The following is a 13,600-nucleotide window of genomic DNA, read 5'->3' on the forward strand; positions in this document are numbered from 1 at the left end:
AAAACCAGTATCTCATAAGAAATACTGGGAAAAAGTCCATCTACACCACCCATAAAGCAAGCGGCCAAACTTAACATTTATGGAATGGTGTCTCATTAAACTTTTATTCAAAATTTAACAGCTTCAAATTTATGAGATTTAACGCTATACGAGTAATCAAAATGCTTTCAAAGTTTATTTTTTATGGCATTACTCTACAAGTAATGCTTTTTTCCACGCTGATTGCCTCAGACAGCATGGCTCAAAAAAAGAACGTGAAAGAAGTTTTTATAAAAGTAGGTTCCAATTACCAGTCGCTTAATGCTTTTTTTGACTCTATTGAGACTCAGAGCGATTATAAATTTGCTTATTCAAAAAACATTGTAGCAAATATAAAAGATGTTTCAATTACCACTGGAACTAGAAGTGTCTACGATGTATTGCTGGAGGTATCTAGAAATAAAAGACTGAAATTCACGCAGGTAAATAACTCCATCTCTGTTGAGAAAATAAAAAAACTCAGAGAAGAGCCGGAGGTAGAAATAGTTACAGATATTATTGATATATCTGGTAAAATTACAGATGATAATGACGAACCTTTACCGGGTGTAAACATCCTTGTAAAAGGAACTACGATAGGAACCATCTCAGATGTAGATGGTATGTACAAGTTGCAGGTTGAAGAAAACAGTACTTTGGTTTTTAGCTCTGTTGGTTTTATAAGTCAAGAAATACCCGTATCCAATAATTCTGTAATAGATGTACAATTAGTAAGTGATACCAAGGCTTTAGAAGAATTGGTAGTAATTGGTTATGGTACAGAGAAGAAAGTAAATTTAACAGGTGCCATCTCTGCTGTAGAAACGGAAGAGTTAACTAATATTTCTACTTCCAATTTATCCAATACACTTGCTGGACGGGCTCCGGGAGTTAATATTACCAATGCTTCCGGATTAGCAGGTGCCAGTTCATCTATCCGTATTAGAGGAAGTTTTGGCGAACCATTATATGTAATCGATGGAATTATTAGGGATAAAGATGCTTTTGATGCCCTTACCGCTAATGAAATCGCCAATTTAAGTGTGTTGAAAGATGCCGCCACTGCTTCTATTTATGGATCGCAGGCTGCTAATGGGGTAATTCTGGTTACTACCATTAAGGGATCAAATCAGGCCCCAGTGTTTAATTATCAAACTTCTTTTTCATTCTCAAATCCTACCCAAGAGCTACTTTCTGATAAAACCACCGCAACGGATGAATTAATTTATCAAAACAGAGTAGCAGAATTTCAAGGGACAGCACCTCCAAATGGAGAGGAAGAGTTTGCTTATTTTGCAGATAAAAATTACAATGTAAATGATTTTATCTGGCAAACTCCTAAAAGCCAAAGGCATTTGCTCAGTGTAAATGGAGGGAATGAAAAAGTTACTTATTATGTAATGTCAAGTTACAGAACGGAGGACGGTTCTTACAAAAATCTGGAATACGATAAATTTAACCTGCGTTCCAATGTTTCTGTAAAATTAAGCAACAGAATTACCATGGATCTAAATCTGTCTGGTGTTCAAGAAAATAGTGATCGCTTTTACTGGCCATTTACTGATGATGATGATTATAGTGTTTCAGATTTATATCGATGTACTTTTAACTGGCCTAAAACCTATCCGTTTTATTTAGAAGAGGATGGTACTCCAGCAGATTATGTTACAGATTACCCGGTACAAACACCCATGGGTAGCTGGCAGGCTTGGAGTGTAATTGACCAGGTAATTGGTGATCGATACATTAAAACAAGGGAAAGAGAACTAAACGGAATTATGTCTTTGAATTTTGATTTAGGAGATTTTGTTCCAGGTCTTTCTACCAAAGTAATGGGTAATTACATAGCAGGAGATTATATGCGAAAGAAATACCTTTCTTTCCAAGAAAATTATGTTTTTACTTCTGCTGATCCTGACGGAAATCGTTTTATTCCTTCGGCTCCAGACCCTGAAAGAACAAACATTTTCACATTTAGCCAGAATCAGGAATTTTTAAGCTACGAAATGCAAACTAGATGGAGCTACCAGTTCGACTGGTTTGTGAATTATGAACAGCGTTTTGGTAAGAGTAATGTTACAGCTATGGTCATTTTGGAACAAAGAGAAAGAGGTTTATACGGGTCATTTTCCAGAGCTGAAGATCCTTTAACAAACTTTGACCAAGACTTTGTTTATTCTACCGATGCCGAAAGAAGATATGGAAGTGGCTGGGAAGGAAATGGAGCCCTTTCTTCTGTAATAGGTAGGTTAAATTACAACTTTGATGAAAAATATATTGCTGAGTTTTCATTTAGATATGATGGTAATTCATTATTTCCTGAAGATAAACGATGGGGATTCTTTCCTTCCGTATCGGCTGCTTGGAGGATAAATGAAGAATCTTTTATGGACAATGCTTCTTCTTGGTTGGATAACTTGAAAATAAGAGGTTCCTATGGAACAACAGGTAGTTCTTTGGATATAAATGGTTATGCAATTAATCCGTTTTCATTCAGAAATATCTATGAGACTTCTGGTTCTTACATTTTTGGAGATAACTTGTATACAGCTATTTCACCAGGATCAACTCCAAATGTAAACCTTACTTGGGCAACTTCAACTACTTATAATGTTGGGTTAGACATTGGTGTGTTAAACAATCAGCTTTCTGGTTCGATTGAGGTCTTTAAAAGAAAAGAAGAAGATATTCTGGGTTCAAGAATTGTAACCCTACCTGATACTTATGGACAATCACTTGCACCAGAAAATTATGCAGCACGATCATGGAGAGGAATTGAATTTTCAGCTTTATGGCAAGACAGGGTCTTTAATGAAGAGTTAAAATATTCAGTTTATGGAAATATTGGTTACTCAAAAGATCAGTGGGATGTATTGGATCAAAGCGCTGCGTATGAGGAAGGTGGAAACCAAGCATGGAGATCGGCTATTGGAAAACCAGTTAATCGAATTATAGGCTATAAAAGTTTGGGAATTGTTAGAACACAAGAACAACTTGATGCTTTATTGGAGGCTGGTTTAAAACAATTTGGTAGAGATCCTTATTTAGGTGGTTTGTATTTTGAAGATATCCGAGGTGAAAATTATTCAGAAGGACCCGATGGAATTATTGATGGAAATGATATACAAGTACTTTCAGAAAACAACTCGCCGAGAATTAACTATGGTTTTGGTTTCAATTTAATCTGGAAAAACTTTACGCTAGATGCGCACTTCCAAGGTGTTGGCAATTATGATAGAATTATTAGTAATCAAGAAGGTGCTGGCATGCGTCAACATGGTGGTAGTGTGAGACCTTATTATCCAATTTGGGCAGATGATGTTTGGACTCCTGAAAATACTGATGCTAAATATCCACGTCCGGTAGGTCATAACTGGTATGAGTCTGGTACGGGTACCTCTAGTTATTGGATTACAAACGGTGCTTACGTTCGCCTTAAAAACCTAAACATTGGTTATAGCTTGCCAGAAACTGTGGTTTCAGCTTTAAGATTAAAAAGTGCGCAGGTATTCTTTAATAGTAATAACCTGTTTGTGATCTCAGAAATGACAGAGTTCCATGATCCGGAACAGGATTATTATGATTCCTATCCAATCATGAAATCATTCACTTTTGGTCTTGATATTAAATTCTGATAAAACGTTATTAAAATGAATATAAAAAAACTATTAATAATTGGGATATTGGTATTATCTACCCTTACCCAATGCGAAGATGTTCTTGAAACTGAAAATATATACAGTTATGATTCAGAGTTAGTCTGGCAAAGTGAAGACCTGGCCAATGCGTATTTAGCCAACCTTTATAGTATTTTTGGAAACTGGAGTGCTTCAGCTGATAATACATCTGAACAAATAACCGGAATGCCTTTCTATGAAGGTCTTGTAACAGTTATCAATGGAAGTTACAAGAATTGGGATTATTCAAGAATAAGACTGATCAATCAGGCTATCGAGGATGTAAACTCAGGCACTTTGGATCAAGAGATTAAGGATGAAATCACCGGGCAAGCGCTTTTCATGCGGGCTTACAAATATTTTGATATGGTGGTTTATCATGGTGGAGTACCTTACATCACAACTCCTCAAGACAGATATGAGGATGATTTAATGGTTAGCCGTAATTCAACTGCCGAATGTTTTGATTTAATTGAGCAGGATTTATTGGATGCCATTGAATTGTTGCCTCAAAGTATCCCAGCATCATCTGATGTGTATGGTAAAATTGACCAAAATTTTGCTTTAGCCTTTTATGCCAAAGTGATGCTTTATAAAGCTTCTCCTCAGTTCAATCCTTCTAATCCATGGAGTAATCAATATTGGGAAACGGCTTATACAGTGAACAAACAAGCCTATGATGATTTAACAGCTCAAGGTTATGGATTGATTGAAGATTATGCTGATCTATTTTTAGATGAGAGAAATAATGAAACTGTATTTGCTGTAGTTAATACCTACCCCAATAAAACAGCTGCTTGGGATCATGGTGTTAGACCTGGTTCTGAAAGCCGGGGGCCTGCTTCAGCTTGTCCTACATGGGAATTTGTACAGGAATTTCCGATGCTGGATGGTAAATTGTATAATGACCCTACCAGCGATTATTTCATGACAGACGAGGAGTTTTTACAAAACTTTTGGGAAAACAGAGATCCACGATTCAATAAATCGGTAGTTTGGAATGCAAGTGTTTATGAAGTATCTGGAAAAGCCGGACACAGACAATATACGTCTTTGGGTATTGCTCATGAATTGGACGATTACGGAATCAACCCGGAAGCCAATATTAATTCCACTAATTTAAATCGCTATAGTGGCTTCTTTGTGAAGAAAGCAAGTGATCTGTCACTTACTCAGGCAGAAGTGCAGCAATATGATGTTGATTATGTAGTGATGCGTTTTGCAGAGGTAATGTTAAACTATGCAGAAGCTGCAAATGAAACTGGCAAATCTACCGAAGCACTTGAAATACTGAAACAATTAAGAGAAAGAGCAGGCATCGAACCAGGCTCAGGTAATAATTTTGGTATTACAGCAACCACAACAGAAGAAGTAAGGGAAGCTATAATTGCAGAACGAAATATAGAATTTTGTTTTGAAGGCCACCGATTCTGGGATTTAAGAAGATTGAGAATGTTGGATAGATTGGATGGAATTTCCAAGCATGGTGTAGAAGCAATTGCGATTAACGAAAACGGAACGGAAATGGCTATTTCTACTGCAAAAGCTCAGGCAGATGCAAATGAGTTATTACCATCTGATTTTGAATACAGCCTGTTGATTACTCCATATACTGGTACACAGATTTCTTCAGTTCCTGATACTTATTATTTCTTCCCGATTAGCCAGTCTTCTATTGATGCCAATGGTAATCTGGAGCAAAATGTAGATTGGGGAGGAAGTTTCAATCCAACTTTAGAGTAATATAAACTCAATATTCACTTGATCAGTAGTCTTTGTATGAGGGCTACTGATTTTTTGTTTTAACTATGTTGATGCACTGCAAAAAAAATCCTTTACCTCAAGCGAGATAAAGGATTTTAAGCAATTAATGGTGTAACTGCTATCTTTTATATGCATAATAATGCTTCAATTTACACAGATAAATTTTTACTTTATTAGTAGAATGATCTGGAAGTAGAAAAGTGATGGCTCAAATAGAAAATCCCTTATCTAAGGAAGATAAGGGATTTTTATATAATTTTCTGATGCCATTGAAATGGCATTTGATTCATTAGAATCTAAATATATACAATGCTTTTCTTGTTAAAAATTTATAGGTACCTGTAAATAGAAATCAGCTCGCTAAAGTAGCCTATCTTTTATCCCGAATTGGGGGATGTGTAATGTGATTGATGAATAGAACAATTATAAACGAATATCTTAGTTTTTGGGAGAGATAGAAATGTATGCTCCTGGAATCCAGCGATTAGCTTAAGCAAGCTTATTGATTAACACAAACAACTTGTACCTTTCTGGCAGTTAGCTTTTGGAAGAAGCCCTAAGGCCAAATGGTGCTTATTAAGCCCTGCAGGCCGCACCCTTCCTGAAATCTGGCTGGGAAGTATAAAGTCCTCAGGGACGATTGTTGATTTAATTGGTGGCACACTAAGTGACCCCGTATGGAATGATTCATCAAACTTTAAGATACCTCCCCCAAAAGCTTTTTTAAAGTTTAAAATGTAAAATTATGAAAAAGAAAATCACAATGGAGGTAGTTAATCCCCTTGCAGCCGGTATTGATGTAGGTTCTAGAAGTCATTTTGTAAGTATTGGTCAAACAAAAGAAGATGTTAGAGAATTTGGTGTATATACCAAAGATCATAATGCAATGATTGAGTGGTTAAAGAAAGCTAAGATTACTACGGTAGCCATGGAAAGTACAGGTAGTTATTGGCAAACATTATTTAGTGCATTACAATTGGCAGAATTTGAGGTAATACTGGTTAATGGCAGGGATGTAAAAAATGTGAAAGGTAAAAAGACAGATATGTTAGATTGTATTTGGATTCAAAAACTACACAGTCTGGGGCTTTTAAGAGGTAGTTATTTACCTGATGAACATACTCGAGAATTGCATACCTATTGTTTATATAGACAGAAATTAATAGAACAAAGCTCCAAGTATATAAATAGAATACAGAAGAATCTTCGCTTAATGAATATTAGGTTAGATGTTGCTATCAATGATATTACAGGTAAAACTGGTTCTGCTATCCTTAATGCTATTCTTTTAGGAGAGAGAAATCCCAAAACACTTTCAGAACTAGCAGATGTAAGGGTCAAAAAAAGTAAAGAAGAAATTGCTAAATCTTTAGATGGGGAATGGAAAGACGACCTACTATATGTTATTAAAGACTGTTGGCAAACTTATCAATATTACCAAGACAGAATTCGAGACCTAGATATTTGCGTAGAAAATACACTAAAAAAGGGGCTTAATATTATTAAAAAAGTAAAACTTCCAGATGTTGGAATGAAACAGCTAAGTAAAAATGATCCAAAATTTGATTTACGTTCACTGGCCTATCAGATACTTGGCATAGATCTATATCAAATTGGAGGGGTTCGAAATGGGACAGTATTAACAGTTTTGAGCACATTGGGAAGTGGAATTAATAAATTTCCTACCTCTAAACACTTTGTGAGTTGGCTAAGGTTAGCTCCTAATAATAAAATAAGTGGTGGCAAAATATTAAGTAGTAGGACTCAAAAAGGGAAAAATCAGTTGAGCATTTCACTTAGAAGAGCTGCTAATGCAATTGGAAATACTAAAACTCACCCACTTAAAAAGTTTTTTTCTAGAATCGCTTACAAAAAAGGTAGAGGTGCAGCTATTACTGCTACTGCCAGAAAATTAGCTGTAATTATTTATAGGATGCTTCTCTATAAAGAGGACTTCAATCCAGGACTCCATGCGAATGAGGAAAGGGAAAGGCTGAAAAAGATCATAGCAGTCAGGAAAAAAGTGGCAGCATTGAACCTTACTGATGCCGAAAAGGGAGCTATTTTCACTTAGGAGGCAAGGAAAGTGGAAGAGTTGTATGGAATTGGCCTTACACAAAGCTGTAAGCCCATGAAAAACAAAGAAAAATTACAAAAAACAACAACGAAAGCGAGGGTCGACTCGACAGAGGTCGTCCCCAATGCTATTAAGTTAAGCATTTTTCTATCTATTTTTTGATTGGTAATGTATCAATAACATTTGCAGATGATACATTTTCACCATCATCATTTGCTATTTTAAATTTTGAACATTAGAATTAGACCTCACTATCTAAATACAGGAAGCTGGGTATCGGGCGATATGGATTATTACAGACTTTTCCTTATTTGTTGTACTGGGTAATCACACCTGCCCGCTGCTTGATCCTTGTCCCCCTTGGAAAATGTCTTCCCGGCTTTATAGCTGTCATCGAACTTGCGATTTTATCGGTGAGTATCTTTAATATCCTATCTATACAGCGACAGGAGAGGAAATCTATGATACTCTTTCGCCAGAACCTATAGGCATTCTTCCAATTGCACTTGTAGTCTAACCGCCTCTTGGCCGTTTTCCGTTTTATGATATCCTGCGCAGGAGCGGCCACTAGACTGGTCATGTTGAGGGTAAATATATGTGCGTAGAACTCCTGTAGTACACCTTGTGCTTTTTTACAGCCGAACTGTTCTATCTTCATCTTGGGTTTGAGTTTCTTGAAGCATTCCTCCACGCCCCATCTCAAATGGTAGAGTCCTTTGATGTCATCAGTGGTGTATTCATCTTGATCGAGCAAGGAAGTGATGAGCAGTTCTGTCTCCCCGGTATCCAGTTCCACCTTGACCACCCTTACCCTTATGGGGGAATCGTCCATCTCATCTCTGGTGCAGGTGAGCCGCTCCTTGCGACTTGGTCGCCACTCTATGATAAAGTCTTCCCTTTCCTCCAGCATCACCTGCTTGGTGAAGTTGGAGGCACCCACAGCGAAACGTACGCAGAAGTCACGCCCTGCAAACATAAGATGCTTTAATACCGAAAAATATCCGAAGTTCCTATCTAAGAGGAAAAGGCCTTCCATGTGGGCAATGGTCTCAAGGATATCATAGAGCATGGATTTTTCTCCTGTATCCATCCTGTCCAAACGGCTATCCACGACTATATTGTTCAGCACATCATGCATAAAGAATATCCGTGCCGCGCAGCGGTCCACACCGTGGGAAGTGGTAGCATGCACTCCGAAAACGTCCTTTATGTCATCGGAGATGGGCAGGTTCAGGCTGCTACCATCGCCAGCGAGCAGCACATGTTCTTTCCAGTAACGTTTGTTCGAGATCATGTAGCTCTCGACAGTCAAACCATTGAGGTCATTGAAGAAAGTTGGCGATATCTTGTATCTTGCCTGGGTGAAGGCACTACCGGTTACTACTGGTGCCAAGAGTTCTGGGAGTATTTCTTGTATATTGTACTCCACAGACTCCTTAAAAAGGTTGAGGATACACTTGGTTATGTTGGCGAAACTGAGTGGTGAAGCTCTTGTAAAGTCCTTTTCCGAGCACCTGTAAAGCTCAGGACTCCTTGGGCTATGGATGAGGGCAAAGATTTTTTTTTGAAGGTCCGTAAGATACCTTCTCATTGAGAATCCTGTTCATGGTAATACCGTTTTCTAAATTCACATAACAAAATTTATCTAAATATAGTAAGATTTTGCTGTTTCACATCATGTGGATTCCTTAACTTAATAGCATTGAGGTCGTCCCAACGAAACGAATTTTGACGTTAGCACAGCGTCAGAAGATTATCGAATACTATAATACTGGTGGTCGGTAAACTTGTTTAGACAGTGGTTGAGAACAGAAAGACGAAGAGAAAATAACCAACTCAAAAACAGTCAATGCAAATGGATGATCCAGACTACAAGGATAAAGATGCTGAAATTGCAGCCCTCAAAAAAGCACTCCAACAAAAAGAGAAAGAGCTGAATTATGCTAAAATGAAGCATAAGGCATTGGATATTTTAATTGAAATCGCTGAAGAAAGATTTGACATCATAATAAAGCTTGCAGCTGCAAAAAAGTCTGGGCCTTGGCGGTAGACAAGATGCGTCTTGTGTTTCCATTGTTGAGTTTGACCTTAATCTGTAGTTTTTATGATCGACATCGGCAAAGTTATTATGAGGCTGTACGACGTGAGAAAGCTTATCAAGAAATAGCAGATAAAGTCATCAAAAAAGTAAGTTCACTCAGAGAAGTATTGCCAGGTATTGGTACTTCAAAGCTGCATTTTTTGATGAAAGATTGGCTAAAAACTGAAGGGATTAAAATGGGCAGAGATAAACTACATGAGCTGCTTAGAGATAGAAGTTTGCTGATAAAAAAAAGAGATGGCATCAGAACTACTAATTCCAATCATCATTACAGAAAATACAATGATAAACGTCGAAGTTTAGAAGTCACTAGACCTGAGAGATTATGGGTATCCGATATTACCGCGTCGCGTAGACCTATGTGCCAGTAAAGGGTAATTACTCGTATCTAAGTTTGGTTACTGATGCTTATTCTAGAAAGGTAGTAGGTTGGGCAATGGAAGATAGTCTAGAAGCTGAAGGGCCGATGAAAGCGCTACGGATGGCCCCCATGGACGTATGTTTGAATCCCTTAATCTAAGGTATTAAATTACAAGAAAAGATGAGGAGAGAATGACGCCATGGAAGATACGTTTTATACGATATCGAGCAGTTGCCACTGTGGCCATTGATTTACAATTCATTTCTCTCTTTTCTTTATAGGAACAACAGTATTTAGGGGAGAGATATCTACCTCGGATAATTTACGTGAGAATCCGTTCCACGGTGGCCATAAAGAAATTCTAATGAAAAACACAATTTTAAAAAAATGCTTCGGAATTGACAGCGTGGCTGCCACATTTCAAAAGATACCTTTTCGGTTCAATATGGGATGCTTACCCAAGAATTAGATGTACGATATGGGGCAAAGAGAATTTTCAAAAATACCTTGAGCGACATCGAAAATTTTATTGTTTGGGCAAATAAAAAGCTAGATGACACCAGTCTTCCGACCCTTTTTGTGGTAGAAGCTACAGGGGTGTATTATGAGAACTTGGCATATGTTTTATCGGATACAAATCTACGGGTCAGTGTACTGTTGCCCAATAAAGCTAAAGCTTTTGCAGAAAGTCTAGACACAAAATCTGGGAGGTCCCATCTAAGACTGATGAATTAGATGCTATTATGCTGTGTCGTATGGGATTAGAACGAACACTACCCATTTGGCAAGCTCCCGATACTACTTTGAGAGAAATTAAACTGTTGACTAGGGAGCGAAGTCAATATCAAAAAAAGAAGACGGCTGCAATTAACCAGCTCCATGCTTATAAGAATGGTTTTGATGTCCCCAAAATCATTATTGAGCGCTTAGAGCAAGAAATCGAGTCCCTTCTTGATACGATTGTAATAATAGAGCAACAACTATCTGTACTTGTAGAGCAAGAAAAAGATATAAAGCAAACCATTGACAGAATTACAAAAGTACCTGGTCTAGGTGTGATAAGTGTACTAACCGTACTTGCTGAAACTAATAATTTTTCTTTGGTAAATAACATCAAACAGTTGGTAAGTTATGCAGGCTTGGATGTGCAACTTAACCAATCTGGAAAAAGTAGTAAAAGAGCTAGAATTTCTAAAAAAGGCCACCGTGGCAACGGGAATTCTCACATCAGAAAAGCTTTGTACATGCCTGCTCTTGCGGCTTGTAACAGTAAGAATTCAAGTTTACATGATTTTTATGAGGGGGTCATTGAAAAAAAGCCTTGCAAAAAGATTGGAGTCATTGCTGTAGAACGTAAGCTATTAATATTAATTTATTCGTTGTGGAAATCGAAAGAAGAGTTTGATGTAAAACGACATCAATCACAAAAAGAAATTTCATGTACAATACAAAAAAATAAGAGCGAGTTAGTACTCACTCTAAACTAGATGGACTTCGGTATAAAACTTCCTACCATGTCCTCTTTCGGGTAATTAAATTTACTGATTTTTATTTGTTTTTAAACACAGTATCAATGGCATTAAAACAAAGAAAGAATAGGAAATCAGTAAAACTGATGCACCATCGACCGCCGACCCGGTCAGATCGTGGTAGTCAGTATTGTTCCAATGATTATACAAAGCTTTTGAAGAAAAATAAGATTGAAATTAGTATGGTTCAAACTGGCGACCCAAGAGACAATGGGGGCCGTCCCACGGGATTGCTGAAAGAATGCACAGGACGCTGAAAACGGAGTTTTTATATGGTAAACCGAAGGGGTTTTTATCTACCGCAGCAGCTTCAGCCACAATGGAAAAAAACATTGAAGCATATAATAATATCAGACCCCATGCCAGTGTAGATTACCTCACCCCTGCTCAAGCACATTGCTTGGAGGGTAAAATACATAAACGGTGGAAAGCTCCCGGTTGGAAACCTGATTGGAAAAACCGAAAGAGCCGTAAAAAAGAAATCAATCTAGAAGACTACTATGAATTTAATGGTGTAAAAGGATTCTAAAAATAGTACAACATACTTTAGTCACTAATTCTATGATTATACTCTAAAAAAGTGTAGAAATCTGTAAGGCTATTCCATACAACTCTTCCACTTTCCTTGCCTCCTAAGTGAAAATAGCTCCCTTTTCGGCATCAGTAAGGTTCAATGCTGCCACTTTTTTCCTGACTGCTATGATCTTTTTCAGCCTTTCCCTTTCCTCATTCGCATGGAGTCCTGGATTGAAGTCCTCTTTATAGAGAAGCATCCTATAAATAATTACAGCTAATTTTCTGGCAGTAGCAGTAATAGCTGCACCTCTACCTTTTTTGTAAGCGATTCTAGAAAAAAACTTTTTAAGTGGGTGAGTTTTAGTATTTCCAATTGCATTAGCAGCTCTTCTAAGTGAAATGCTCAACTGATTTTTCCCTTTTTGAGTCCTACTACTTAATATTTTGCCACCACTTATTTTATTATTAGGAGCTAACCTTAGCCAACTCACAAAGTGTTTAGAGGTAGGAAATTTATTAATTCCACTTCCCAATGTGCTCAAAACTGTTAATACTGTCCCATTTCGAACCCCTCCAATTTGATATAGATCTATGCCAAGTATCTGATAGGCCAGTGAACGTAAATCAAATTTTGGATCATTTTTACTTAGCTGTTTCATTCCAACATCTGGAAGTTTTACTTTTTTAATAATATTAAGCCCCTTTTTTAGTGTATTTTCTACGCAAATATCTAGGTCTCGAATTCTGTCTTGGTAATATTGATAAGTTTGCCAACAGTCTTTAATAACATATAGTAGGTCGTCTTTCCATTCCCCATCTAAAGATTTAGCAATTTCTTCTTTACTTTTTTTGACCCTTACATCTGCTAGTTCTGAAAGTGTTTTGGGATTTCTCTCTCCTAAAAGAATAGCATTAAGGATAGCAGAACCAGTTTTACCTGTAATATCATTGATAGCAACATCTAACCTAATATTCATTAAGCGAAGATTCTTCTGTATTCTATTTATATACTTGGAGCTTTGTTCTATTAATTTCTGTCTATATAAACAATAGGTATGCAATTCTCGAGTATGTTCATCAGGTAAATAACTACCTCTTAAAAGCCCCAGACTGTGTAGTTTTTGAATCCAAATACAATCTAACATATCTGTCTTTTTACCTTTCACATTTTTTACATCCCTGCCATTAACCAGTATTACCTCAAATTCTGCCAATTGTAATGCACTAAATAATGTTTGCCAATAACTACCTGTACTTTCCATGGCTACCGTAGTAATCTTAGCTTTCTTTAACCACTCAATCATTGCATTATGATCTTTGGTATATACACCAAATTCTCTAACATCTTCTTTTGTTTGACCAATACTTACAAAATGACTTCTAGAACCTACATCAATACCGGCTGCAAGGGGATTAACTACCTCCATTGTGATTTTCTTTTTCATAATTTTACATTTTAAACTTTAAAAAAGCTTTTGGGGGAGGTATCTTAAAGTTTGATGAATCATTCCATACGGGGTCACTTAGTGTGCCACCAATTAAATCAACAATCGTCCC

Annotated in this window: 9 protein-coding genes; 7 read left to right on the forward strand and 2 right to left on the reverse strand. The window is 37.1% G+C overall.

What is annotated here, in order from left to right:
* Nucleotides 1–131 precede the first annotated feature (131 nt).
* The 3 genes from OQ292_RS34930 (at nt 132) to OQ292_RS34940 (ending at nt 7,533) form a co-directional block, all read left to right on the forward strand.
* On the forward strand, nt 132–3,653 hold the full coding sequence (locus OQ292_RS34930) for a SusC/RagA family TonB-linked outer membrane protein (protein ID WP_284688795.1): 3,522 nt from the start codon (nt 132–134) through the stop codon (nt 3,651–3,653).
* 15 nt (nt 3,654–3,668) lie between these two features.
* On the forward strand, nt 3,669–5,438 hold the full coding sequence (locus tag OQ292_RS34935) for a RagB/SusD family nutrient uptake outer membrane protein (protein WP_284688796.1): 1,770 nt from the start codon (nt 3,669–3,671) through the stop codon (nt 5,436–5,438).
* Nucleotides 5,439–6,204: 766 nt separating this feature from the next.
* Nucleotides 6,205–7,533, forward strand: coding sequence for an IS110 family RNA-guided transposase (locus tag OQ292_RS34940; RefSeq protein WP_284687465.1), 1,329 nt, complete (start codon nt 6,205–6,207; stop codon nt 7,531–7,533).
* Between the two features lie 310 nt (nt 7,534–7,843).
* Here OQ292_RS34940 and OQ292_RS34945 read toward each other — a convergent pair whose 3' ends face one another.
* On the reverse strand, nt 7,844–9,127 hold the full coding sequence (locus OQ292_RS34945; RefSeq protein ID WP_284686891.1) for an IS4 family transposase: 1,284 nt from the start codon (nt 9,125–9,127) through the stop codon (nt 7,844–7,846).
* Nucleotides 9,128–9,391: 264 nt separating this feature from the next.
* Between OQ292_RS34945 and OQ292_RS34950 the strand changes: the two genes are divergently transcribed.
* The 4 genes from OQ292_RS34950 to OQ292_RS34965 all read left to right on the forward strand — a co-directional run bounded on the left by OQ292_RS34950 (nt 9,392) and on the right by OQ292_RS34965 (nt 12,056).
* Entirely contained in the window at nt 9,392–9,586 is a 195-nt protein-coding gene (locus OQ292_RS34950) for a hypothetical protein (RefSeq protein ID WP_284688797.1), read from the forward strand.
* The gene (locus tag OQ292_RS34955) at nt 9,577–10,008 is read left to right on the forward strand and encodes a hypothetical protein (RefSeq protein WP_284688798.1); all 432 of its coding nucleotides are present in this window, start codon (nt 9,577–9,579) and stop codon (nt 10,006–10,008) included. Before OQ292_RS34950 ends, OQ292_RS34955 begins: the two co-directional genes overlap by 10 nt.
* A gap of 745 nt (nt 10,009–10,753) precedes the next feature.
* Nucleotides 10,754–11,485: a transposase gene (locus OQ292_RS34960; protein ID WP_284688799.1), complete on the forward strand. Its 732-nt coding sequence runs from the start codon at nt 10,754–10,756 to the stop codon at nt 11,483–11,485.
* 283 nt (nt 11,486–11,768) lie between these two features.
* Nucleotides 11,769–12,056, forward strand: a complete 288-nt coding sequence (locus tag OQ292_RS34965; RefSeq protein ID WP_284688800.1) for an integrase core domain-containing protein — start codon at nt 11,769–11,771, stop codon at nt 12,054–12,056.
* A 103-nt stretch (nt 12,057–12,159) separates the two neighbouring features.
* Here OQ292_RS34965 and OQ292_RS34970 read toward each other — a convergent pair whose 3' ends face one another.
* On the reverse strand, nt 12,160–13,488 hold the full coding sequence (locus OQ292_RS34970) for an IS110 family RNA-guided transposase (RefSeq protein WP_284687465.1): 1,329 nt from the start codon (nt 13,486–13,488) through the stop codon (nt 12,160–12,162).
* Nucleotides 13,489–13,600 lie beyond the last annotated feature (112 nt).

The organism is Chondrinema litorale (assembly GCF_026250525.1).
Taxonomy (GTDB): Bacteria; Bacteroidota; Bacteroidia; order Cytophagales; family Flammeovirgaceae; genus Chondrinema; species Chondrinema litorale.